We start from the raw sequence: 21,620 nt of genomic DNA, 5'->3' as shown, positions 1-21,620 counted from the left end.
GTTCTTCCAGAACAGCAGCTGCTGCATCATGGCGGCTTCGGCTGCCACGCCCCAGAAGTTATGGAAGAAGAAGCTGGCAACGAGGGTGAAAAAGCCCAGGATCAGGGCCGCCCAGCGCGTATGCCAGCCCAGCAGGATGGCCAGACCGCCGACGATCTCGATCACCAGACCCACCGCCACGGCGACCTGGGGCATGGGCATGCCCACCGATGCGGCATAACCCACCGTGCCGGCAAAGCCGCTGATTTTCTGGAGGCCCGCCGGCAGGAACAGCAGGGCGATCAGCACCCGCCCCAGCAGGTCCAGAGGATTTCTGAATTGATTCAACATTTAAAACTCCAGTCATTGCGACCAAAGGTCGCGTTGGCTCATATCCATCATCACAACCCTTGAAATCGTCAGACTCAAGGCTCCAGATCAAACACCAGAACTTCCGCAGCCCGGCCATTTGCAAGGCGCAGGCGCTCCTCATTTTCAATAAGAGCAGCGTCGCCGCTTGTCAGCTTTTGTCCATTCACGTCCAGCTCGCCGCGCACCAAGTGCACATAGGTCTTGCGACCGGCTGGCAGGGCCACATCCGCAGCCTCGCCTGCGTCGAACAGGCCGGCGAACAAGCGCGCATCGGCATTCATGCTCACCGAACCCTCGGCTCCATCTGGCGAGGCCACCAGGCACAGGCGGCCGCGCTTTTGCGCTTCGCTGAAGGTCTTTTGCGCATAGCCGGGCTCGATGCCGGTGCGCGCCGGCAGCAGCCAGATCTGCAGAAAATGCGTGGTCTGGTCCTGGGCGTAGTTCTGCTCGCTGTGCACCACCCCCGAGCCGGCGCTCATGCGCTGCACTTCGCCGGGCAGGATGGGGGTTTCATTGCCCATGCTGTCCTTGTGCGAGAGCGCGCCTTCGAGCACATAGCTGATGATTTCCATATCGCGGTGGCCATGGGCGCCGAAGCCCGTGCCCGGCGCGATGCGGTCTTCGTTGATCACGCGCAGATTGCCAAACCCCATGTGGCGCGGGTCGTAGTAATCGGCAAACGAAAAGCTGTGATAGGACTTGAGCCAGCCGTGGTCGGCGTAGCCGCGTTCCTGGGATTTGCGCAGAGTCATCATGGTGTGCTTCCTTTCGTTCAAGTGACTGTCTCTATGGGCTCTACTGTAGAAGTCGGCTGCAAGACTGTGGCTGAACGGCGTTGATGGCATCATTCAAACTGTTTGAATACTCGATCCCACCATGCCCAGCTCCCGCGATGTGCTCACCCCCGACAGCCTGGCCATGCTGCAGGCCATAGCCGAAACCGGCAGCTTTGCTGCTGCGGCACGCTCCCTCGGTCTGGTGCCCAGTGCGCTGACCTACCGCGTGCGCCAGATAGAAGATGCGCTCGACGTGCTGCTGTTCGACCGCAGCTCGCGCCACGCCCAGGCCACGGAAGCCGGCCAGGCCTTGCTGCACGAGGGCGCCCGGCTGCTGCAGGAGATCGATGCCGTGGCGCACCGCGTCAAGCGCGTGGCCACGGGCTGGGAGCCGCAGCTGACCATCGTGATCGACGGCGCCGTGGCCCGTACGCCCGTCTTCGAACTCGTCGAAGCCTTTTATGCGCTGAGCCCGCCGACCACGCTCAAGCTGCGCGACGGCATTCTCAACGGCACACTGGAAGCGCTGACCAGCGGCCAGGCCGACCTGGCCATTGGCGTGGCGGTCAACACCAGCAATGTCTCGGAGCTGCAGACGCGAGAGATCGGGGAGATGGATTTCGTCTTCGCCGTCGCGCCGCACCATCCGCTGGCCAGGCTCGACGAGCCGCTGTCCGACGAGCTGCTGCTGCAGCACCGCATGGTGGCAGTGGCCGACTCTGGCGTGCGCAGCAACACCAGCTTCGGTCTGGTCAACGGCCAGGACGTGCTCACCGTGGACAGCATGCAGGCCAAGCTGGAAGCACAGATACGCGGCATTGGCGCAGGCTTTCTGCCGCGCGGCATGGTGCAGGCCTATCTGGACGCCGGCCTGCTGGTCACAAGGCAGGTACGGCGCGCCAGCCGCAATCTGCGTCTGCACTATGCCTGGCCCGGCCCGGCCCACCGCACGCCCGGGCGCGCGCTGCAATGGTGGCTGACGCAGCTCGAGAGTCCGGCCACGCGCAAGGCGCTCATGGAAAACCATCACCGCCAATAAGCTGAGGCGGCTCACAGCCGACATCCGGGAGGTGTAGAGTGAGTTGCGCTGCAACAATTCAGCAAAAGCAGCACTTGCTATCTTTTGGATAGCTGGCTACGCTAGAACTCAAACGGTGTCGAAAAGGCTTTTCCATGAATGCTTCCCGCACTCGCGCGTCCGCAACTGCCTCTGCTTCTTCCCCCTCCCTGCATCCCGGTGCCAAGCGCATTGCCGTCATCGGTGCAGGTATTGCAGGCCTGGCCTGCGCCCGCACGCTGATGCAGGCCGGACACGACGTTCATGTCTATGAGCGTCTGACCCAGGCTGGCGGGCGCATGCGCTCGGTCAGCGGCCCCTATGGCAGCTTTGACATCGGCGCCCAGTTCTTCACCGTGCGCGACCCACGCTTCAAGCAGGCGCTGGACACCACGCCCGGCAGTCTGCGCGCCTGGAGTCTGAACAGCGTGCAGACCCGCAATGCCCAGGGCCGCAGAGTCGACAAGCACGCACCGGTGCGCGAGACCCACTGGGTCGGCATGCCAGACATGCAGTCCCTGCCCCTGGCCTGGGCCGCTCCGCTGTGGGAGGCCGGACGCCTGCATCTGGGCCAGTCCCTGCGCGCCATGAGCCACCACATTGCCAGCGGCAGCCACCACAGCCGCCACCAATGGTCGCTGATGCTGGACACCGAGGACCACGGCCCGCAGATTGCCGCCGACTTCGACGCTGTGGTGTTGGCGGTGCCGGCGCCCGTGGCCGCGCAACTGCTGCAGACCGCGCCGCAGGGTGCGGCCCTGGCCAAGACCCTGGCCCCCGTGGAAATGGCCCCCTGCTGGGCCATGACGCTGTCCTACCCCATGGCGGCTCAGGCCGGCCTGACCACGCTGGGCCCGCAGTGGAATGCGGCGCGCAGCACGCATGAGCGCGTTGCCTGGGTGGCACGCGAGTCTTCCAAACCCGGCCGCGCCCAGACCGAGCGCTGGACGATTCATGCCAACCCGCTGTGGTCCAACGAGCACCGCCATGACGACGCCACGCGCGTGCTCTCCAAGCTGCAAAAAGCCTTTGGCGAGATCACCGGCATCCGCGTCGCACCGCGCCATGCCAGCGTCTACCTCTGGCAGCATGCCCAGACTCTGGCCCCCCTGGGCAGGCCCTTCAGCCACGATCCCTCGGTAGGCCTGGGCCTGTGCGGCGACTGGTGCATAGGTCTGCGCGTGGAAGATGCTTTTGTCTCGGGGCTCGAAATGGGCCTGGCTCTGGCCTGAGCCTGCTGCGCACAGGGCAAGGGGCGTAAGATGGCGTCCCTCATGACTGCGGCCCTCTCCCGTCCCTTCACCAGTGCCCCCAGTGCGGGGCCATATATCGGGCGCTTTGCCCCCTCCCCCACCGGACCGCTGCATGCGGGTTCCCTGGTCGCGGCACTGGCCAGCTGGCTGGATGCACGCGCCCACCAGGGACGCTGGCTGATTCGCATCGAAGACATCGATCCGCCACGCTGCCAACCTGGCGCCGACCAGGAAATCCTGCGTCAGCTGGCCGCCTGCGGCCTGCACTCCGATCTCCCCGTGGTATGGCAGTCGCAGCGCCATGCTCTCTATGAAAAAGCACTGCAGCAACTGCAGGCGCAAAACATGGCCTACGCCTGCGGCTGCACGCGCAAGGACATCGAAGCTGCCTGGCAGGCAAAGGGGCTGGCTCACGAGCGGCATGTGGAGCGCCCCTACCCCGGCACCTGCCGCCATGGCCTGCAAGGCAAGCTCTCCAGGGCCTGGCGCTTTGCGCTGCAGCAGCAGGTACATGAACTACAAGAGAATCAACCCAAAACCATTACCCAACAAGCGCAAGCAGCTACGCAAAGCATAGCAATAAGGCAACCTTATCTGGAAAGCGTGCGCCCTGTGCTGCACTGGCAGGACCGGCGTCTGGGCCCGCAGCAGCAAGACCTGCTCGCCAGCGTGGGCGACTTTGTGCTGCGCCGGGCGGACGGGCTCTGGGCCTACCAGCTGGCCGTGGTCGTTGACGACGCCGAGCAAGGCATCACCGATGTGGTGCGCGGCGAAGACCTGGCAGACAACACCCCGCGCCAGCTCGTGCTGCAACGCGCACTGGGCCTGCCTCAGCCGCGCTATCTGCACACGCCGCTGGTTTGCATGGACAACGGAGAAAAGCTCTCCAAACAGCATGGCGCACCCGCCGTGGATGTCAGCCAGCCGCTGGCCGTGCTGTCTGCTGCAGCGCAGCAGCTGGGCCTGCCACAAGCGCCTGCGGCCACGACTGGCAGCAACGAAAGCCCCGCAAGCGCCTTGCCTTTGGCGCTGGACTTCTGGCTTCAATGCTGGCGCCAAACCTACAATATCGCCCCGTGACTTCTTCTATTCCAACACCTACTACCGATATGGCCGAAAACGTGCCAGCCGCTGACGCATCCGCAGCATCCCAAGGCCAGGCGCCCGAAGGCGTGGCCTATCCCAAGACCATCAAAAGCTATGTGCGCCGCGCCGGCCGCACCACCACGGGCCAGGCCAAGGCTTTCGAGGAGCTGGGTCCGCGCTTTCTGCTGCAATACCAGAAGGCCCCGCTGGACGCCGCAGCCGCCTACGGTCGCGACGGCAAGCTGATTCTGGAGATCGGCTTCGGCATGGGTGAAGCCACGGCCCATATCGCCCGCGTGCGCCCCGACGACAATTTCCTGTGCTGTGAGGTGCACGAGCCCGGCGTGGGCGCGCTGCTCAAGCGCATTGGCGAGCAGGAGATCGAGAACATCCGCATCCTCCAGCACGATGCCGTGGAAGTCATCGACAACATGCTGCCTGAAGCCTCGATCGATGGCGTGCACATCTTCTTCCCCGATCCCTGGCACAAGAAAAAGCACAACAAGCGCCGCCTGATCCAGAGCCCGCTGATCGCCAAGCTCGCTGCTCGCATCCAGCCCGGTGGCTATATCCACTGCGCCACCGACTGGGAGCCCTATGCGGTGCAGATTCTGGAAGTGCTGAACGCAGAACCCATGCTGCAGAACACGGCCGAGAACTACGCCGAAAAGCCAGACTACCGCCCGCTGACCAAGTTCGAAAACCGCGGCATTCGCCTCGGTCACGGCGTCTGGGACCTGGTGTTCAGGAAAAAGTAATACCCCCTGAGGCGCTCTGCGCCTTCCCCTAGCCGGGCGCCCCTTTCTCTACGCGCTTCGCGCTATGGAAGGGGGACGATGCCTTCGCCGCGAGGCGGCTCTTGCTCGGCATCTCGGATCTTGGTCAGCGCCAGTCGCAAGGGTTTCGCTCCAAGCCATAAAAAACGCTCCTCATTGAGGAGCGTTTTGTTTTGGGTCAAGGCAGCCTGGGCTGCCTTTTGACGCTCGCCTTACAGGCGCACGGCTCAGAGGCGCTCGGTCACCCAGGCCTGCACACTGGCCAGCGCTGCGGGCACGGCTGCGGCGTCGGTGCCGCCGGCCATGGCCATATCGGGCTTGCCACCGCCCTTGCCGCCCACTTGCTGGGCCACAAAGTTCACCAGCTCGCCAGCCTTGACCTTGGCGGTTTCAGCCTTGGTCACGCCTGCGGCCAGTTGCACCTTGTCGCCATCAACGGCAGCCAGCACGATCACGGCCGCGCCCAGCTTGTCCTTGAGCTTGTCCATGGTGTCACGCAAGGTCTTGGCATCCGCACCTTCGAGCTTGGCGGCCAGCACCTTGACGCCATTGACGTCGGCGGCCTGCGTGGCCAGCTCGTCGCCCTGGCTGGAAGCCAGCTTGCCCTTCAGAGCTGCAATTTCCTTTTCCAGCGCCTTGATCTGATCCAGCGCGCCACCGATGCGGTTGGTCAGCTCGGCAGCAGGCGCCTTGAAAGCGGCTGCTGCCTGGTCCACAGTGGATTCCAGCGACTGCAGATAGGCCAGCGCGTTTTCGCCAGTAATGCCTTCGATACGGCGCACGCCAGCGGCCACGCCAGATTCGCCCACCACCTTGAACAGGCCGATGTCGCCGGTACGGCTGACGTGAGTGCCGCCGCAGAGCTCGCGGCTGGAGCCGATGTCCAGCACGCGCACGGTTTCACCGTACTTCTCGCCGAACAGCATCATGGCGCCGGTCTTCTGGGCGCTTTCGATGTCCATCACGCGCGCATCGGTGGCGGTGTTGGCCAACACCTCGGCATTGACGCGGGCTTCGATCTCGCGGATCTGCTCGGCCGTCACCGGAGCGTTGTGCGCAAAGTCGAAACGGGTGCGCTCGGCATTGACCAGCGAGCCCTTTTGCTGCACATGGCCGCCCAGCACTTCGCGCAAGGCCTTGTGCATGATGTGGGTGACCGAGTGGTTGCGCATGGTCGCAGCGCGCACAGCGGTATCCACCTGCGCCTCAACGGCATCGCCCACCTTGAGGCTGCCGGTTTCCAGCACGCCGTGGTGACCGAATACATCGGCCTTGATCTTGAGCGTGTCTTCCACGGCGAAGCGGTTGCCGCCCGCGGCAATCACGCCCTGGTCGCCGACCTGGCCACCGGATTCGGCGTAGAAGGGGGTCGTGTCCAGCACCACGACACCGTTTTGGCCGGCCTTGAGTTCATTCACGCTCACGCCATCGGCGTACAGCGCGACGATCTTGGCAGCCTCGGCCAGCTTGTCGTAGCCGGTGAACACATTGGCGTCCCCCGTGTATTCCAGCGCGCGGTCCATCTTGAACTTGCCGGCTGCACGGGCAGTTTCCTTCTGGTGCTGCATGGCGGCGTTGAAGCCGGCCTCGTCCACCGTCACGCCACGCTCGCGCGCCACGTCGTTGGACAGGTCCAGCGGAAAGCCGTAGGTGTCATGCAGCTTGAAAGCCACATCGCCGGGCAGCACCTTCACATCGCCGGCCAGCGCGCTGTCCAGGATTTCCATGCCGTTGGCCAGGGTCTCGAAGAAACGCTCTTCCTCGGCCTTGAGCACGCTGGTGATATGCGCTTCCTGCTCCTTGAGCTTGGGATAGGCATCGCCCATCTGCACCACCAGGTCGGCCACCAGCTTGTGGAAGAAGGGAGTCTTCTGACCCAGCTTGTAGCCGTGACGGATGGCGCGGCGGATGATGCGGCGCTGCACATAGCCACGGCCTTCGTTGGAAGGAATCACGCCGTCGGACACCAGGAAAGAGGTCGCGCGGATATGGTCGGCAATCACCTTCAGCGAAGGAGTGCTCAGATCTTCGGTGTGGGTTTCGCGGCCGGCAGCCTTGATCAGCGCCTGGAACAGGTCGATCTCGTAGTTGCTGTGCACATGCTGCAGGATGGCCGCCAGACGCTCCAGGCCCATGCCGGTGTCCACGCAGGGTGCAGGCAGCTTCACCACGGAGCCGTCTTCCTTCATGTCGAACTGCATGAACACGTGGTTCCAGATCTCGATGAAGCGGTCGCCGTCTTCTTCCGGGCTGCCGGGAGGGCCGCCGGCAATATGCTCGCCGTGGTCGTAGAAGATTTCCGAGCAGGGGCCGCAGGGGCCGGTGTCGGCCATCATCCAGAAGTTGTCGCTCTTGTACTTGCCGCCCTTGTTGTCACCGATGCGGATGATGCGCTCGGCGGGCAGGCCGATGACGTTCTTCCAGATGTCATAGGCCTCGTCGTCTTCGTGATAGACCGTGGCCAGCAGCTTCTCGGCAGGCAGGCCGAAGACCTTGGTCAGCAACTCCCAGCCCCACTCGATGGACTCCTTCTTGAAGTAGTCGCCGAAGGACCAGTTGCCCAGCATTTCGAAGAACGTGTGATGGCGCGCGGTGTAGCCCACGTTTTCCAGGTCGTTGTGCTTGCCGCCAGCGCGCAGGCAGGCCTGCACCGATGTTGCACGGTTGTAGGGGCGCTTGTCCGTGCCCAGGAACACATCCTTGAACTGCACCATGCCGGAGTTGGTGAACATCAGCGTGGGGTCGTTGCCGGGAACCAGCGAGCTGGACGCGACAACGGTGTGGCCCTTGGAAGCGTAGAAATCCAGGAACGTCTTGCGGATGTCCGCAACGGAAAAAGTGGGTGTACTCATGGTGTTTGGTATGAAGACGCCAGCATGACGCCTGCGATCAGTACGGCCCGGCGCTGCTTTTTCAGGAGCTGCGCAGACAGGCAAATCAGCCGAACATTATAGGTTTGCGACTACATACCCGCGCTGCCTTGTGCCGATAACAGCGATCACGAATTTTCATGCGTTGCATTAATGTCTTCATCATCGGCTTGCGGATAATCGGCAGCCACTATGAGCGATACCCCAAAAACCGAGACTTCCAAACCCGATGCCCCAGCCAAAAACCGCCTGGTGGTCTGGCTCATCGCCCTGCCCGTGGTCATCTTTGGCGCGCTCATGCTTGTCGGCCAGTTCATGGACGATCCGCTCAGCAAGCAGCGCTGGACGGAGGCTGAAACCATCAAGATCTGCTGGAAGCAGACGGCCAAGCCTGAGGCCGAGCGCAAGACCCAGGAGTTCAGGTCCCCCGAAGACTGCGAACGCCTCGAATTCGACTTCAAGACCCGCTACGGCGAAAACCCCTGAAGCAGCTGCGACGGGGCAAGCCCGGGCTCCGGGCATGCGTCCTACGTGACCGAGAGACTTACTCTTCGCCCCAGTCTTCGCCCGCGCCCTCTTCCTCTTCTGCAGCGGCCAGAGCGATCATGCGGTCGAAGGTCTCGATGATTGCAACGCGACGATCCTGCTTGTAGCCCTCTTCCGGCTCCAGTTCGTCGATGCTCTGATCCCAGGCCTGCAGATAAGTGGCTTTCCATTGCTCCAGCGTCTGCAGATCCGGCCACAGCGGATGCATGCCGCCCTCGGCCATGGCGCACAGCAGCTCGATCCGGCAGGGAACCAGATCGGACTCGGGCTCGCCCGCCTGCAAGGCCTCGGGCGAGTCCAGGGCCTCGGCAATTTCATCGATGAGCTGGCCCGTGATATCGGCCAGCCAGTCCAATGCGGTGTCGTTATCGAAATTGCCGTGCGACCAAGTGCCCATGACCAAACTCCTTGCTGCGATATGTCAGTAAAGCAAGGCCCAACATAGCGGGCCTTGATGTCAGAGCTGTGTCAGTCCGGGCAGTCGATCCAGGCGCGGCAGGTCAACGGTTGCGGTTCTTCATGGCGCGCTCCACCTCGCGCTTGCCCTCGCGGTCCTTGATCACGTCGCGTTTGTCATGCTCGGCCTTGCCCTTGGCCAGGGCAATCTCGCATTTCACGTAACCGTTCTTCCAATGCAGATTGATGGGTACCAGGGTGTAGCCCTTTTGCTCGACCTTGCCGACAAGGCGCTTGATCTCGTCCTTTTTCAAGAGCAGCTTCTTGATCCGCGCCGAGTCGGGATTGACGTGGGTGGAAGCGGTCTTGAGCGGGTTGATCTGGCAGCCCAGCAGGAACAGCTCGCCGTCCTTGATCAGCACGTAGCCATCGGTGAGCTGCACCTTGCCGCTGCGCAAGGCCTTGACCTCCCAGCCGTGCAGCACCATGCCGGCCTCGTGGCGTTCCTCGAAGAAATAGTTGAAAGCTGCTTTTTTATTGTCGGCAATGCGCGACGATGTTTCTGGTTTCTTGGCCATGGAATATTAGTTGCAGGCGGACCGGAGATGAAAGCTCTCCCTACAATACTGGATTGCCGTCTCGCCTCTGAGCGATGATTTTAGTTTCGCATCGCGCCCCTGGGTTGATTGGCCCTGACCAATTCCCTGCTCTTGCGCCCTGCTGATTGCTCTTTGTTCATGAAAAACGTCAACAAGTCCGTCCTGATCTGGTACAGCCCCGAAGAAATGTTTGCCCTCGTGACGGACGTGGCCCACTATGCCGACTTTCTGCCCTGGTGCGATCATGCCAAGATTCTGGAGCAGGACGGCACCGGCATGACTGCCGAGGTGGGCATTGCGTTCAGCGGACTGCGCAAGTCTTTCGTGACGCGCAACACGAACAGTACCATGGACAACGGCGGCAAGCAGGTCAGCATGCGCCTGGTCAAGGGACCTTTCTCGCGTCTTGAGGGCCACTGGCGCTTTCACCCCGTGGGCGACGGCACGCAGCGCGCCTGCAAGGTCGAGCTGCAACTCGACTACGGCTTCGAGAACGGCGCAGTGGCCGCCATCATCGGTCCGGTCTTTGACCGCATCGCAGGCTCCATGGTCGACGCATTCATCAAGCGTGCCGAGCAGATCTATGGCTGATGCGCTCCCCACGCTGATCGACATCACGGTCTGCATTTCGCCCTGCTCCGGTACCGTGCAGGAAACCTTGTTGCAGCTTCCAGCAGGCAGCACCGTCCAGCAAGCGCTGGACGCAGTGACCGCTTCAGCAGCAGCATTGCCGGCTGTGCAACTGCCCGAAGCCTCGGCTGGCATGGTTGGTATCTGGGGCAAGACTGCGACCGCGGACCAGGTGCTCCAGCATGGCAATCGCCTGGAGGTCTATCGCCCGCTGACCGTAGACCCCAAGGTCGCCAGACGCGAACGCTTTGCCCGCCAGGGCGCGCGCAGCGCCGGACTTTTCAAACGTCAGAGGGACGGAGCCAAGGCCGGCTACTAACCAACAGCCAGCAGGACAAAAAAAGCGCCTTCAGAAGGCGCTTTTTTATCCAGATTTCGGCGAAGACTCTGGCGACTATTGCGCCGGCTCTGCCATGGGTCCGCAATCGGAAGCGATCACGGCATCGGCTCGCTTGATCTCGGCATCGCGCGTGGCCTCGTCCATGAAGCCGCGCTCGCCGTTGGCATTCACATGCGAGAGCATGCGGCCCGAGGCCAGGGTTGCCCTGGCCTGCTTGGCGCGGTTGCAGTTGTCCTGGCGCTGCTTTTCCTTTTGCAGCTTGTCGGCCTGGGCCTTGGCGCTCTCCTGCTCCTGCTGCTTGCGTTTCTGCTCTTCCAGCCCCTTGTCTACGCCCTTGTCCGCCGAAGGCTTGGCCGCAGCTGCACTGGCTTCAGGCACGGCCACAGGCGCCGCAGGCTTTGCGCCACCGGGGCTGCGCAAGATATTCTTGGCCGGGATATCCGCAGGCGGCGCCCGGTCGCTGAACACCTTGCGCCCCTGACCATCTATCCATTGCCACTGGGCAATGGCGGGTACCGTGCAACAGGCTATGGCTGCGAACAAAGCGAACTTGATGGCGTGCATGGAGTCAATAAGTCTTGGACAGGCGTTGGGGATTCTGGCTCACGAGCCCACATTGTGCGGCAAGTCACAGGTACAATCTTTCTTTTGGAGCCATCACATGCGCCTTCTCGGAAAAGCACTGACCTTTGACGACGTCCTGCTCGTTCCCGCCTACTCCGAAGTCCTGCCCAAGGACGTTTCTCTCGCCACCCAATTCACTCGCAATATCCGCTTGAACCTGCCCCTGGTGTCTGCCGCCATGGACACGGTGACCGAAGCGCGTCTGGCCATCGCCATTGCGCAAGAAGGCGGTATCGGCGTGATCCACAAGAACATGACAGCCGAGCAGCAAGCCGCTGAAGTGTCCAAGGTCAAGCGCCACGAATCCGGTGTGGTGCACGACCCTGTGGTCATCACCCCCGAGCACACCGTGCTGCAAGTGCTGCAGCTGTCGGAAGAGCGCGGCATTTCGGGCTTCCCCGTGTGCGACGGCGGCAAGGTCGTCGGCATCGTGACCAGCCGCGATCTGCGCTTCGAGACCCGCTACGACGTCAAGGTCAGCCAGATCATGACGCCCCGCGAGAAGCTGATTACCGTCAATGAAAAAGACGGCACCAGCCCCGCCGAAGCCAAGGCCTTGCTGAACAAGCACAAGCTCGAACGTATTCTGGTGGTGAACGACGCCTTCGAACTCAAGGGTCTGATCACCGTCAAGGACATCACCAAGCAAACCACCTTCCCCAATGCCGCGCGTGACGCATCGGGCCGCCTGCGCGTGGCCGCTGCCGTCGGCGTGGGCGCTGGCACCGAAGAGCGTGTGGAACTGCTGGTCAAGGCCGGCGTGGACGCCATCGTGGTGGACACGGCCCACGGTCACTCCAAGGGCGTGATCGACCGCGTGCGCTGGGTCAAGCAGAACTACCCGCAGGTGGACGTGATCGGCGGCAACATCGCCACCGGCGCTGCCGCCCTGGCACTGGTGGAAGCCGGCGCTGACGCGGTCAAGGTCGGTATCGGCCCCGGCTCCATCTGCACCACCCGTATCGTGGCAGGTGTGGGCGTGCCCCAAATCATGGCCATCTCCAATGTGGCCGACGCCCTGAAGGGCACTGGCGTGCCCCTGATCGGCGACGGCGGCATCCGCTTCTCCGGCGACATCTCCAAGGCCCTGGCCGCAGGTGCCTCCACCATCATGATGGGCGGCATGTTTGCCGGTACCGAAGAAGCTCCCGGCGAAGTGATTCTGTACCAGGGTCGCTCGTACAAGAGCTACCGCGGCATGGGCTCCATTGGTGCCATGCAGCAAGGCTCGGCCGACCGCTACTTCCAGGAATCGTCCACCGGCAACCCCAATGCCGACAAGCTGGTTCCCGAAGGCATCGAAGGCCGCGTGCCCTACAAGGGCTCCATGGTCTCCATCGTCTATCAGATGGCCGGCGGCGTGCGTGCCTCCATGGGCTACTGCGGTTGCGCCACGATCAGCGAGATGAACGAAAAGGCCGAGTTTGTGGAAATCACTGCAGCCGGCATCCGCGAATCTCACGTGCATGACGTGCAGATCACCAAGGAAGCGCCCAACTACCGCGCTGACTAAGCAAGCCCCTTGAAATCTGACCAGATTGAAAAATCTGGTCAGAATGCTAAAATCTGGCCTGAACTACTGGTTCTAGCCAGATTTTTTGTTTTCCACCATGCAATCTATCGGTATCTACGAAGCCAAAAGCCGCTTTTCCGCCCTGGTCGAAATGGTCGAGCAAGGCGAGGAAGTGCGCATCACGCGCCACGGCAAAGAAGTCGTGCGCATGTTGCCCATGCGCCGCAAGCCCGTGATCACCGATGAGCAGATTGCGCGCGAGCTGGAGCAGATCTCGGCTCTGCAACAGACGGTGAAAGCGCCAGCCGCTGCAACGAGCGCTGCTGACAGCATCGCCGGCCTGCGCCACACCGGACGGAGCCAGGCATGAGCGCCACCGCTTTTGTGCTTGATGCCTCCGTTACCGCCGCCTGGCTGCTGCCTGACAGCGCCAGCGAACACACCCGGCGCCTGTACACCCGCATCCGCCGCGATGAGGTGGATCCCCAAGCCCCCAACCTCTGGCAGTGGGAATGCGGCAACCTGATTGCATCGGGCGTGAATAATGGACGTATCCCACAGACTTCGGTCGAAGGCTTGTGGGGCGTGCTGGAAGCCATTCGCCATCGCGTGGAGCTGCACGATCTGGCGCCTGCACAGCACAAGGCCGTACTGGATGTGGCGCTGGACACAGGCCTGCCCACCTACGATGCCGCCTACCTGTGGCTGGCGCAATCGCTGCGCCTGCCGCTGGCCACATTCGACGCAGCCCAGATGGCGGCCGCCCGCAAAAGCGGCGTCACCGTCTGGGCTCCCGAAGATTTCTAATCCCTTTTTGCCACCCTCTTGCCCTTGATCACCATGCAACACGACAAGATTCTTATTCTGGACTTCGGCTCCCAGGTCACGCAGCTGATTGCTCGCCGCGTGCGCGAAGCCAATGTCTACTGCGAAGTCCACCCCTGCGATGTGAGCAGCGACTGGGTGCGCGAGTTTGCCGCCGATGGCAAGCTCAAGGGCATTATCCTGTCGGGCAGCCATGCCTCCGTCTACGAAGTGGATGACCGCGCTCCCGACGCCGTGTTCGAGCTGAACCTGCCCGTTCTGGGCATTTGCTACGGCATGCAGACCATGGCTACCCAGCTGGGCGGCAAGGTCGAAGGCTCCAACACCCGTGAATTCGGTTACGCCGAAGTGCGCGCCCATGGCCACACCAAGCTGCTGGAAGGTATCGAAGACTTCGCCACTGCCGAAGGCCACGGCATGCTCAAGGTCTGGATGAGCCACGGCGACAAGGTCACCGAACTGCCTCCCGGCTTCAAGGTCATGGCCTCCACGCCATCCTGCCCCATCGCCGGCATGGCCGACGAGGCACGTCGCTACTACGCCGTGCAGTTCCACCCCGAGGTCACGCACACCGTGCAGGGCCAGGCACTGCTCAACCGCTTTGTGCTCGACATCTGCGGCACGCAAGCCGACTGGATCATGGGCGACTACATCGAAGAAGCCGTGGCCAAGATCCGCGAGCAGGTGGGCGACGAAGAAGTGATCCTGGGCCTGTCCGGCGGCGTGGATTCGTCCGTGGCTGCAGCCCTGATCCACCGCGCCATCGGCGACCAACTGACCTGCGTGTTCGTCGATCACGGCCTGCTGCGCCTGAACGAAGGCGATATGGTCATGGACATGTTCGAAGGCAAGCTGCACGCCAAGGTGGTGCGCGTCGATGCTTCCGACTTGTTCCTGGGCGAGCTGGCCGGCGTGTCCGAGCCCGAGCAAAAGCGCAAGATCATCGGCCGTCTGTTCGTGGATGTATTCAAGGCCGAGGCCGAGAAGCTCAAGGCTGCCAACGCCGGCTCCAAGGGAGCCACCTTCCTGGCCCAGGGCACCATCTACCCCGACGTGATCGAGTCGGGCGGCGCCAAGAGCAAGAAGGCTGTCACCATCAAGAGCCACCACAACGTCGGCGGCCTGCCCGAGCAACTGGGCCTGAAGCTGCTGGAGCCTCTGCGCGACCTGTTCAAGGACGAAGTGCGCGAGCTGGGCGTGGCCCTGGGCCTGCCCCGCGGCATGGTCTACCGTCACCCCTTCCCCGGCCCCGGCCTGGGTGTCCGCATTCTGGGCGAAGTGAAGAAGGAATACGCGGACCTGCTGCGCCGCGCCGACGCCATCTTCATCGAAGAACTGAACAACTGGATCGACGAGGCCTCTGGCAAGAGCTGGTACGACCTGACCAGCCAGGCCTTCACCGTGTTCCTGCCCGTCAAGAGCGTGGGCGTGATGGGCGACGGCCGCACCTACGACTACGTCGTGGCCCTGCGCGCCGTGGTCACCAGCGACTTCATGACCGCCGACTGGGCGGAGCTGCCCTACGGCCTGCTCAAGAAGGTGTCAGGCCGCATCATCAACGAAGTGCGCGGCATCAACCGTGTTACCTACGACGTGAGCACCAAGCCGCCAGCGACCATCGAGTGGGAATAACGCACTGTCGTGAACTGACAGGCAAGCTTTAGCTGCCCCTCATCAAAGCCCGTAATCTGCGGGCTTTTTTGTTGCGGGCTGGCACTGTCTGGAACCTGCCGCTCTCACCACCCAGCCCCTCGGAGGTCGAGAGCTGGATGAAGGAGCACCGCAAATAGATGAAGAACCTTCCAGACACCTACCCACAACATCTGTGCGAGCAGCACGAACATAGTCACGGAAAGCTGCAGCAGGCCCATGGCGAGGCGATTCGCGCCACGAAGGCCACAGCGCCGTGCAGTACTTTGGTGCGCCATGCCGAAGCAGGAAAGACTGGCGCATGGCAGCACCCCAAAAAAAATAGCCGCAGCATGGCAATGCGGCTTCGCCTGACTCTGGCTCATAAAAAATACCCATGTCGCCATGAACTTGCCATCGAATCGGCAGGCCGATTATTTTGCGAACTCCTTGATCCGGATGGGGCGATCCTTCACAAACTCCACAATACCTTCGCCATTCTTGAAATGGATGAACGTACTCTTGCCATCCGACATGCGCAAGCCGCTAGCCGCCGGCACACGGGTCATGTTGAACGAACGATCGGCGTTGTCCGTCATCACGGCGGTCTCAAAATTATCCGAAGACTGCAGCCTGATCGTCAAATCCATGGGCCCCACAAAGTTGACCACCCTGGTGGCTGAAACGCCCGCCGACTTGTCCCCGGCAGCACTTTGCACAGGCGGCTGGGAGGCATTGCAGCCCACCAGAGCAATAGCGGTCAATGAAATGGCCAGCATCACTTTCATGACGAACTTCCTTGCTTGTTGAACCCCAAACCAACCACCATCAAGCAGCATCAAAAGCCTGGGCCGGCCCTGATTCACCTTGATCGCAACACACCGCCACAGGCGCACCGCAGTCAATCACACTGGCAGCATCATCGCAAAATGGCCATCGCTGGATGGTCTTTCTCTGCAACAGCCGGAGTGCATCGCCACCGATTTTTTGTCAAAAGCGTTGGAGCAATTCTCGCCCTGCACGGTAGTCATTGGCGCGGCATCTCAGCAGCGCAATAAGTAAAGCAGCTGCATGCTACTGAAACCGAAGCAGATAGCGCAAGTCATGCAACGATCTTGATATAAAACTGCTTTCAAATACATATAGGCTTTGCGCTACATGCTCATAAATTCGATGATCGCCCGTATAGCCCCGGGCTCCATACCGCGTAGGCTTTTCATGAAGCAGGCTCGTTAAGCTGTGACCTCTCAAACCGCAGCGAACCAGTTCGACCAGCGCAGCCAGCCGGCGAGCAAGCTCTGCCATTCAGAAACCTGAGGGTCAAGACGCTGCCGACAGGAACCGCATACGGGGCCAGTGAGCATGCAGCAATCAAGATATCAACCCGCCATCGGAAAGCGTTTCGCGCAGGATGGTGAGATTGTCCGGCGACACGTGGATCAGGCCTTTACCAGGCACATCGATCTCGGCAATGAGGAAAAGAGCCAGGGCCGTGACGAACGGGACGATGAAAATCAGAGAGCTGCGACGATTTTGGCCACGGATGTTGTAGCCGATAAGAAAGTTCGAACAGACCCCGAAGATGATGAGCAGAAACCAGGCCGCACCTGGAATGTGATGGCGCCAGCTGGCCATCGTTTTCTGCTGCGCGATATAAAGGTCGTTGCAGGCATTCAAGGCTGTCGCTATGACCGGGTCGGGGTTGGCTGTGGCAATCTTGCTTACCAGCGTCCACATCCGGGTCTGCATGCGAATGGACTCCCTACGGATTTCCGCCCGCCGGTCTTCATTCATGGTCTCAAAGAATTGTGTGCGCAGGCTCAAATAGTCTTGCAGCAAGGCCTTCGCCTGCTGCTGATGACTGTCCTTCAACAGGCTGGTGCGCTGAAAAGCATTGCCGATTGCGATGGCTTCGTTTTCTTCGGCCGCCACGCGCATGTTGTAGCCGCCAATCGCGAACGACAGAATGAAGCCGATCAGCAGACCAAACAATGACAAGGTCGCGCCCAGGACGATCTTGAGTTCATCTTCGGCGACGGCATCATGTTTGAACCTCTTGTTCCAGGTGAACTTGCCCAGAAAAGCCGCGAGGCTGAGCAACGCAAAAATACTGACCAGCAGTATCCAGGAGTTGGTATCGATGGCGAGAAATGTCTTTTGCATCGTTATTCTCCAACCCAGCTCAATAGTCACCAGCAGGCAGTAAGCAGCAAGCTGGAGGGAATGACTCTGACTTCGACAGCCCAGCGCTAGCCTTGGGGCAGCGCCCTCATCAGCTTGTCTCCAGGCAAATATACGCTTTATCGGTAAGCCAAACGCAAAGCAGGCACTCGCGAGCCAGGCGGGCCGAGCAATGGACAAGCCCATGCCCACATCCGCTGCGACTCTACATCCCCAAAAGACGCGCAGCAAAAATCAGCCGCAAACGGAGCATGCAGCTACACCGGCATATCGCAAGCCTGGCTTACGGCCAAGAAATGCGCCACTATCAATGCGCTTCAATGAGCAGGTCTTTCTCGTTGTTTGCGGCAAACAGGTGAATCCCTTTGGATATCCGGCGTGGAGCATTGCCTGCTCCCTGAGAAGCAGGCAATGCTCCATCGCCAAGGTTCTCATCGCTGAACCAGCTCCTGAAATAGTTATCGGAGGCTGCTCTCCATATTTCATGTATCGGCGGTGCCATTGCTTCCGGCATCTCCCCACTTGATAGCTAGTTGTCGTCGGGCCTTGATATGCAGCAAGACATGGGGCCAAACCCGATGTCTTGCTGCAACGATATGGACCTTCTCACAGCCCACATCACAAAGGTTATGGACGTGGATTGGGATTTGCAGGCGATGGCTCGGGAACAGGAACTTGTGACCCCGGGGCTGGATGCGGTGCAGGCATTCCTTCTGTTGCTGGCGGCCTCGATTGAAGTTCTGGTTGTGGCGCTTTTTCACAGGCACTGAGAGCCGTCACAACGGCGAGCAATACAAAGGCATTGAGAGATTTCATGACCGACCTCCTTTCATGGAACATAGGTCCATGCTAGGCCACGTCGCTTCTCGGAATCTGCCCTCTTCTTTCAAAACTCACATCCTGTGACTTTCATGCCCGCGGCCAGGAAATCACCTTATATGGTCACTTCTGCCAAACAGACGGTTCACCCGTTGGGGCTCACCACCTACCCAGATCTGGCGATGATGGAGCGGGCGTAAGAAGCCCGAAAAGATGTAACACCTGCGCACTGTCAGGGCCAACCAAGCCGGCTGGCGATCAACGGCCTGCGCCTGCGCGCACCACCGCACCATCCTCAAAGACATTGTTGACCATCAAGTCACTTCAAGCTTTAGCCTTGAACACATGACTTTCCAATCCCGCTCGCAAACTGATTCCTCTTTGCTCGCGCTGCGAGTGCCGCCTGTGGCACTGTTCGCAGTATTTGCCGCAGCCATGTGGCTTCTGCCAGATATCCTGGTCACCAAATTCCCCGCCTACAGGATGGTGGCCTCATTGCTGGCGATATTGGGCGGCGCCTTCTGCATAGCCGGCGTAGGAGCGTTTCAGCGCGCCCAAACCACGGTAAACCCCACAACTCCTGCAGCGTCGACCTCACTGGTCGTCAGCGGGGTCTATCGTATGACGCGCAATCCGATGTACCTGGGCTTTGCGCTGCTGCTGCTTGGCTTCGCCACAGGGTTGGGCAAGTTGTCAGCACTGCTTCTTGTGCCGCTATTCATGGCTTATTTGCAGCGCTTTCAGATTCGGCCGGAAGAAGAAGCTCTGCAAGCACAATTTGGAGCGTCCTTCGATACCTATCGCCAACAGGTCCGACGCTGGCTGTAGATGGGCTTGAATCAGCTCCGGGGAATGCCCAATCAGTTTTGATGACTGAGCATAGCAACCACGCTCGCGATACCAAGGTAGAAGCACTCAAGCCGCTATTGGGTCAACAAACGGAGTCAGTCAAGGCATCGCTGACTGAAGCCTTTATACATTCGGCCGATCTATGGGGTCGGCCGGCAACTCTGCAGGCGGTTGTTCATCGGGAGGATCAACCGGTTCCGGCTTGGGTTCCGCTTCCTTGAGCGGATTCTTTTGAAACGTCATGATGGGCATCTCCTGTATGCGGTTTAAACGGGCTGCTCGTCCCCTGCGCTGTCAGGCGAAGCGAGACCAACCCAAGGCGCTAGTGCCTCAGCGAATATCCGAAGCCAGCATAGCCGGAGCCCGGCTTCTCTATACTTCATCCGCCATGGAAAGATCTCTAAACGCCTTCCGATGTCTGACCCAAATGCAGCGGAGACAAGACCTGCGCCCATGTGAGCGCTGAACAAGCTGCAGCGCACTGGAGCCAGTGCCCAGGCCCTCGCTGCAGACCTTCCGCAAGCGGCTGCAGGGATACCAGGAGGCTCAGACTATCTCGAAGATATCGCCATCGGACGATGCGGCGCTCTCGTGAAAGATGTCGTAGAGATACTGAGGCAACTCCGCGTAAGAGACCTCGGAAGGAACGGCCAGATCCACAAAGCCAAGCTTGCCATCGGCTCCAACGGCAAAACAGCGCCATGCGGAGTCTCTGCGCTCTATGAGCACGATATCGCCGAACACATTGAACCGATACCTTTCCATGGCCACTCCCTTGTTGTGCCTTGCATGCTAGCCCGTTTTCTCCTGCGTCGCCTGTGCACTCGCCCGAGCGCTGCGGCCTTTATCAGTTGGATGAGACAACAGCGTGACTCTCATCTCAGACGCGATGTCCGCAGTCGGCTTTGCAAGCAGTCGCCATGCATCCACCAGGTTGACTTTGGCAATGGAAAGAAGCAGCGGTACCTGCATGAAGATTGGCTTTCTGAGCTAAGGCAGCCGACTCAAGCAGGGTCCGGCTTTTTGAAAACCGTCTGGCGAGCACGCTCCGAGATAGCACCAGCATCGAAGCTGACGTTTTACTTATTGGAGAGCATTTAGGGTTATTAAAAAGAGTACTGTGCTCCTTGACGATCGATCCTGATTCGTCATCCAGGACTGGAGGTCTATATGCCAGATAGCCGTATTCCCCCGCCAATCCAGAAGTTCTGGGAGACCACCAAGGAGCTGTTCTCCATGGACAAGGATTTCCCCACACCGCCACAACTAGAACAGCAAGAGCCCACAGCAATGGAAAAAAAGCAGGAGCAAGAGAGGCTGCTGCGCGAGCGCCACAACTACCGGTATTGGTAGCCGGGCGCATCAAACTCCTATTGCGATGGGTTCTCGACCACCTCGACAGGTGGTTTTTTGTTGCCTTGAGATACAGGAATATGAGCAGGTAGACCCTGCCAAACCTGGGCGCCAACAAGAAATGCAGCGATAAGATGGGTCGGAAGCTGTGCTGCCCATGCCCGGACTTTCAGCCGAATCCCATGCACCCTTCAGGAGACCCATGAAAAACAAAGTTGTGCTCATCACCGGTGGCAGCCGAGGTATTGGTGCAGCCACCGCCATACAAGCTGCAACGGCCGGCTGGGATGTGCTGCTCAGCTTCCATACGGACCAAGCAGCTGCCGAGGCGGTTGTCTCGCAAATCACCGACATGGGTAGGCATGCCATGGCCATTCAGGCCGACATGGCGTGCGAAGAACAGATTCGACGCCTTTTTGCAGTGGCGGATGTGCAGTTCGGGCGCTTGGATGCACTGGTCAACAACGCGGGCATCGTGGACACGGCACAGACGGTGGCGGAATTCAGCCTTGAGCGTCTGGAGCGGATGTTTCGCATCAACACCATCGGTGCTTTTCTGTGTGCCCGCGAGGCCGTGCTTCGGATGAGCACGGCACGCGGCGGTCATGGCGGAGCGATTGTGAATGTGTCCAGTATCGCTGCAAGACTGGGCGCGCCAGGCCAGTATGTGGACTATGCAGCGTCCAAAGGAGCCATGGATGTCATGACTCTGGGACTGGCCAAGGAAGTGGCTGCGGAAGGCATCCGCGTGAACGCAGTCCGCCCTGGCCTCATCGAAACGGATATTCATGCCAGCGGGGGACTGCCGGACAGGGTTCAACACCTGGCGCCCCGAGTTCCCATGCGGCGTGGAGGAAGCGCCCTGGAGGTTGCGAATGCAATCGTCTGGCTGATGTCGGATGAGTCCCCCTACACCACGGGCAGTCTGATTGAAATTTCGGGCGGAAACCTCTGAGGAAAAAACGCTAGCCCGTCCATTCACAACAAAGCCCGCCAAGGCGGGCTTTTAGATGTCCTCGAGCGCCACAGGCATGCGGCGAACGACTTTGACAAGCACATCTGCGCAAGTAGATCCCGGACCGAAAGCCAAGAAGGAACAGGGGCCGGCATTCCTGCCTAAGTCAAAAATATAGCCTGCCAGATGCCG

The 21,620-nt window shown here is 60.8% G+C and carries 25 protein-coding genes; 15 read left to right on the top strand and 10 right to left on the bottom strand.

The window, feature by feature from the left end; translation table 11 throughout:
• Both ACLBXN_RS14905 and ACLBXN_RS14900 read right to left on the bottom strand, forming a co-directional pair.
• The coding region (locus ACLBXN_RS14905) for a DoxX family protein (protein WP_447612646.1) at positions 1–330 on the bottom strand (330 nt) is incomplete at its 3' end.
• A 74-nt stretch (positions 331–404) separates the two neighbouring features.
• On the bottom strand, positions 405–1,106 hold the full coding sequence (locus tag ACLBXN_RS14900) for a pirin family protein (protein ID WP_447612645.1): 702 nt from the start codon (positions 1,104–1,106) through the stop codon (positions 405–407).
• Between the two features lie 121 nt (positions 1,107–1,227).
• Between ACLBXN_RS14900 and ACLBXN_RS14895 the strand changes: the two genes are divergently transcribed.
• From ACLBXN_RS14895 to trmB, 4 genes are all read left to right on the top strand, one after another.
• Positions 1,228–2,166 (top strand): LysR family transcriptional regulator, encoded by a 939-nt coding sequence (locus ACLBXN_RS14895; RefSeq protein ID WP_447612644.1) that lies wholly within the window; start codon positions 1,228–1,230, stop codon positions 2,164–2,166.
• A 134-nt stretch (positions 2,167–2,300) separates the two neighbouring features.
• The gene (locus ACLBXN_RS14890; RefSeq protein WP_003054741.1) at positions 2,301–3,416 is read left to right on the top strand and encodes an NAD(P)/FAD-dependent oxidoreductase; all 1,116 of its coding nucleotides are present in this window, start codon (positions 2,301–2,303) and stop codon (positions 3,414–3,416) included.
• A 42-nt stretch (positions 3,417–3,458) separates the two neighbouring features.
• Positions 3,459–4,517, top strand: coding sequence for a tRNA glutamyl-Q(34) synthetase GluQRS (gene gluQRS / locus ACLBXN_RS14885; RefSeq protein WP_447612643.1), 1,059 nt, complete (start codon positions 3,459–3,461; stop codon positions 4,515–4,517).
• A gap of 29 nt (positions 4,518–4,546) precedes the next feature.
• Positions 4,547–5,281, top strand: a complete 735-nt coding sequence (gene trmB, locus ACLBXN_RS14880) for a tRNA (guanosine(46)-N7)-methyltransferase TrmB (RefSeq protein ID WP_447612705.1) — start codon at positions 4,547–4,549, stop codon at positions 5,279–5,281.
• A gap of 245 nt (positions 5,282–5,526) precedes the next feature.
• On the opposite strand, the gene alaS is transcribed toward trmB, so the two are convergent.
• On the bottom strand, positions 5,527–8,151 hold the full coding sequence (alaS, locus tag ACLBXN_RS14875; RefSeq protein ID WP_447612642.1) for an alanine--tRNA ligase: 2,625 nt from the start codon (positions 8,149–8,151) through the stop codon (positions 5,527–5,529).
• Positions 8,152–8,361: 210 nt separating this feature from the next.
• On the opposite strand from alaS, the gene ACLBXN_RS14870 reads away from it, so the two are divergent.
• On the top strand, positions 8,362–8,655 hold the full coding sequence (locus tag ACLBXN_RS14870) for a hypothetical protein (protein WP_043004996.1): 294 nt from the start codon (positions 8,362–8,364) through the stop codon (positions 8,653–8,655).
• Between the two features lie 58 nt (positions 8,656–8,713).
• Here ACLBXN_RS14870 and ACLBXN_RS14865 read toward each other — a convergent pair whose 3' ends face one another.
• The gene (locus ACLBXN_RS14865) at positions 8,714–9,112 is read right to left on the bottom strand and encodes a DUF4259 domain-containing protein (RefSeq protein ID WP_407713184.1); all 399 of its coding nucleotides are present in this window, start codon (positions 9,110–9,112) and stop codon (positions 8,714–8,716) included.
• 103 nt (positions 9,113–9,215) lie between these two features.
• Entirely contained in the window at positions 9,216–9,689 is a 474-nt protein-coding gene (gene smpB / locus ACLBXN_RS14860) for an SsrA-binding protein SmpB (protein WP_003054725.1), read from the bottom strand.
• 159 nt (positions 9,690–9,848) lie between these two features.
• Between smpB and ACLBXN_RS14855 the strand changes: the two genes are divergently transcribed.
• Positions 9,849–10,301, top strand: coding sequence for a type II toxin-antitoxin system RatA family toxin (locus ACLBXN_RS14855; RefSeq protein ID WP_043005099.1), 453 nt, complete (start codon positions 9,849–9,851; stop codon positions 10,299–10,301).
• Entirely contained in the window at positions 10,294–10,659 is a 366-nt protein-coding gene (locus ACLBXN_RS14850; protein ID WP_447612641.1) for an RnfH family protein, read from the top strand. The genes ACLBXN_RS14855 and ACLBXN_RS14850 overlap by 8 nt, the downstream gene beginning before the upstream one ends.
• 75 nt (positions 10,660–10,734) lie before the next feature.
• Here ACLBXN_RS14850 and ACLBXN_RS14845 read toward each other — a convergent pair whose 3' ends face one another.
• Positions 10,735–11,244, bottom strand: coding sequence for a DUF4124 domain-containing protein (locus ACLBXN_RS14845; protein ID WP_447612640.1), 510 nt, complete (start codon positions 11,242–11,244; stop codon positions 10,735–10,737).
• A gap of 97 nt (positions 11,245–11,341) precedes the next feature.
• Here ACLBXN_RS14845 and guaB point away from each other — a divergent pair, with 97 nt between their 5' ends.
• From guaB to guaA, 4 genes are all read left to right on the top strand, one after another.
• Complete coding sequence (gene guaB / locus ACLBXN_RS14840) at positions 11,342–12,817, top strand: IMP dehydrogenase (RefSeq protein ID WP_167002192.1); 1,476 nt, start codon at positions 11,342–11,344, stop codon at positions 12,815–12,817.
• A 97-nt stretch (positions 12,818–12,914) separates the two neighbouring features.
• The gene (locus ACLBXN_RS14835) at positions 12,915–13,187 is read left to right on the top strand and encodes a type II toxin-antitoxin system Phd/YefM family antitoxin (protein WP_447612639.1); all 273 of its coding nucleotides are present in this window, start codon (positions 12,915–12,917) and stop codon (positions 13,185–13,187) included.
• On the top strand, positions 13,184–13,624 hold the full coding sequence (locus ACLBXN_RS14830) for a type II toxin-antitoxin system VapC family toxin (RefSeq protein WP_043005002.1): 441 nt from the start codon (positions 13,184–13,186) through the stop codon (positions 13,622–13,624). Before ACLBXN_RS14835 ends, ACLBXN_RS14830 begins: the two co-directional genes overlap by 4 nt.
• 33 nt (positions 13,625–13,657) lie before the next feature.
• Positions 13,658–15,274: a glutamine-hydrolyzing GMP synthase gene (gene guaA, locus ACLBXN_RS14825; RefSeq protein ID WP_003054707.1), complete on the top strand. Its 1,617-nt coding sequence runs from the start codon at positions 13,658–13,660 to the stop codon at positions 15,272–15,274.
• A gap of 431 nt (positions 15,275–15,705) precedes the next feature.
• Here guaA and ACLBXN_RS14820 read toward each other — a convergent pair whose 3' ends face one another.
• From ACLBXN_RS14820 to ACLBXN_RS14810, 3 genes are all read right to left on the bottom strand, one after another.
• Positions 15,706–16,059 carry a hypothetical protein gene (locus tag ACLBXN_RS14820; protein WP_447612638.1) on the bottom strand — a complete coding sequence of 118 codons (354 nt, stop codon included), beginning with the start codon at positions 16,057–16,059 and terminating at the stop codon, positions 15,706–15,708.
• Positions 16,060–16,642: 583 nt separating this feature from the next.
• Positions 16,643–17,434 (bottom strand): bestrophin-like domain, encoded by a 792-nt coding sequence (locus tag ACLBXN_RS14815; protein ID WP_447612637.1) that lies wholly within the window; start codon positions 17,432–17,434, stop codon positions 16,643–16,645.
• 325 nt (positions 17,435–17,759) lie between these two features.
• Complete coding sequence (locus ACLBXN_RS14810; protein ID WP_447612636.1) at positions 17,760–17,966, bottom strand: hypothetical protein; 207 nt, start codon at positions 17,964–17,966, stop codon at positions 17,760–17,762.
• Between the two features lie 82 nt (positions 17,967–18,048).
• Here ACLBXN_RS14810 and ACLBXN_RS14805 point away from each other — a divergent pair, with 82 nt between their 5' ends.
• Together ACLBXN_RS14805 and ACLBXN_RS14800 are read left to right on the top strand one after the other, a co-directional pair.
• Complete coding sequence (locus ACLBXN_RS14805) at positions 18,049–18,222, top strand: hypothetical protein (protein WP_407713191.1); 174 nt, start codon at positions 18,049–18,051, stop codon at positions 18,220–18,222.
• Positions 18,223–18,616: 394 nt separating this feature from the next.
• Complete coding sequence (locus tag ACLBXN_RS14800; RefSeq protein WP_447612635.1) at positions 18,617–19,099, top strand: methyltransferase family protein; 483 nt, start codon at positions 18,617–18,619, stop codon at positions 19,097–19,099.
• 567 nt (positions 19,100–19,666) lie between these two features.
• On the opposite strand, the gene ACLBXN_RS14795 is transcribed toward ACLBXN_RS14800, so the two are convergent.
• Positions 19,667–19,885: a DUF7661 family protein gene (locus ACLBXN_RS14795; protein ID WP_447612634.1), complete on the bottom strand. Its 219-nt coding sequence runs from the start codon at positions 19,883–19,885 to the stop codon at positions 19,667–19,669.
• A 405-nt stretch (positions 19,886–20,290) separates the two neighbouring features.
• Between ACLBXN_RS14795 and ACLBXN_RS14790 the strand changes: the two genes are divergently transcribed.
• Positions 20,291–20,473 (top strand): hypothetical protein, encoded by a 183-nt coding sequence (locus ACLBXN_RS14790; RefSeq protein ID WP_043005007.1) that lies wholly within the window; start codon positions 20,291–20,293, stop codon positions 20,471–20,473.
• A 202-nt stretch (positions 20,474–20,675) separates the two neighbouring features.
• Complete coding sequence (locus ACLBXN_RS14785; RefSeq protein WP_447612633.1) at positions 20,676–21,428, top strand: SDR family oxidoreductase; 753 nt, start codon at positions 20,676–20,678, stop codon at positions 21,426–21,428.
• Positions 21,429–21,620: the final 192 nt, after the last annotated feature.

The sequence above is a fragment of the Comamonas sp. C24C genome, from assembly GCF_053345995.1.
This window is presented reverse-complemented; position numbering and strand designations above follow the sequence as displayed.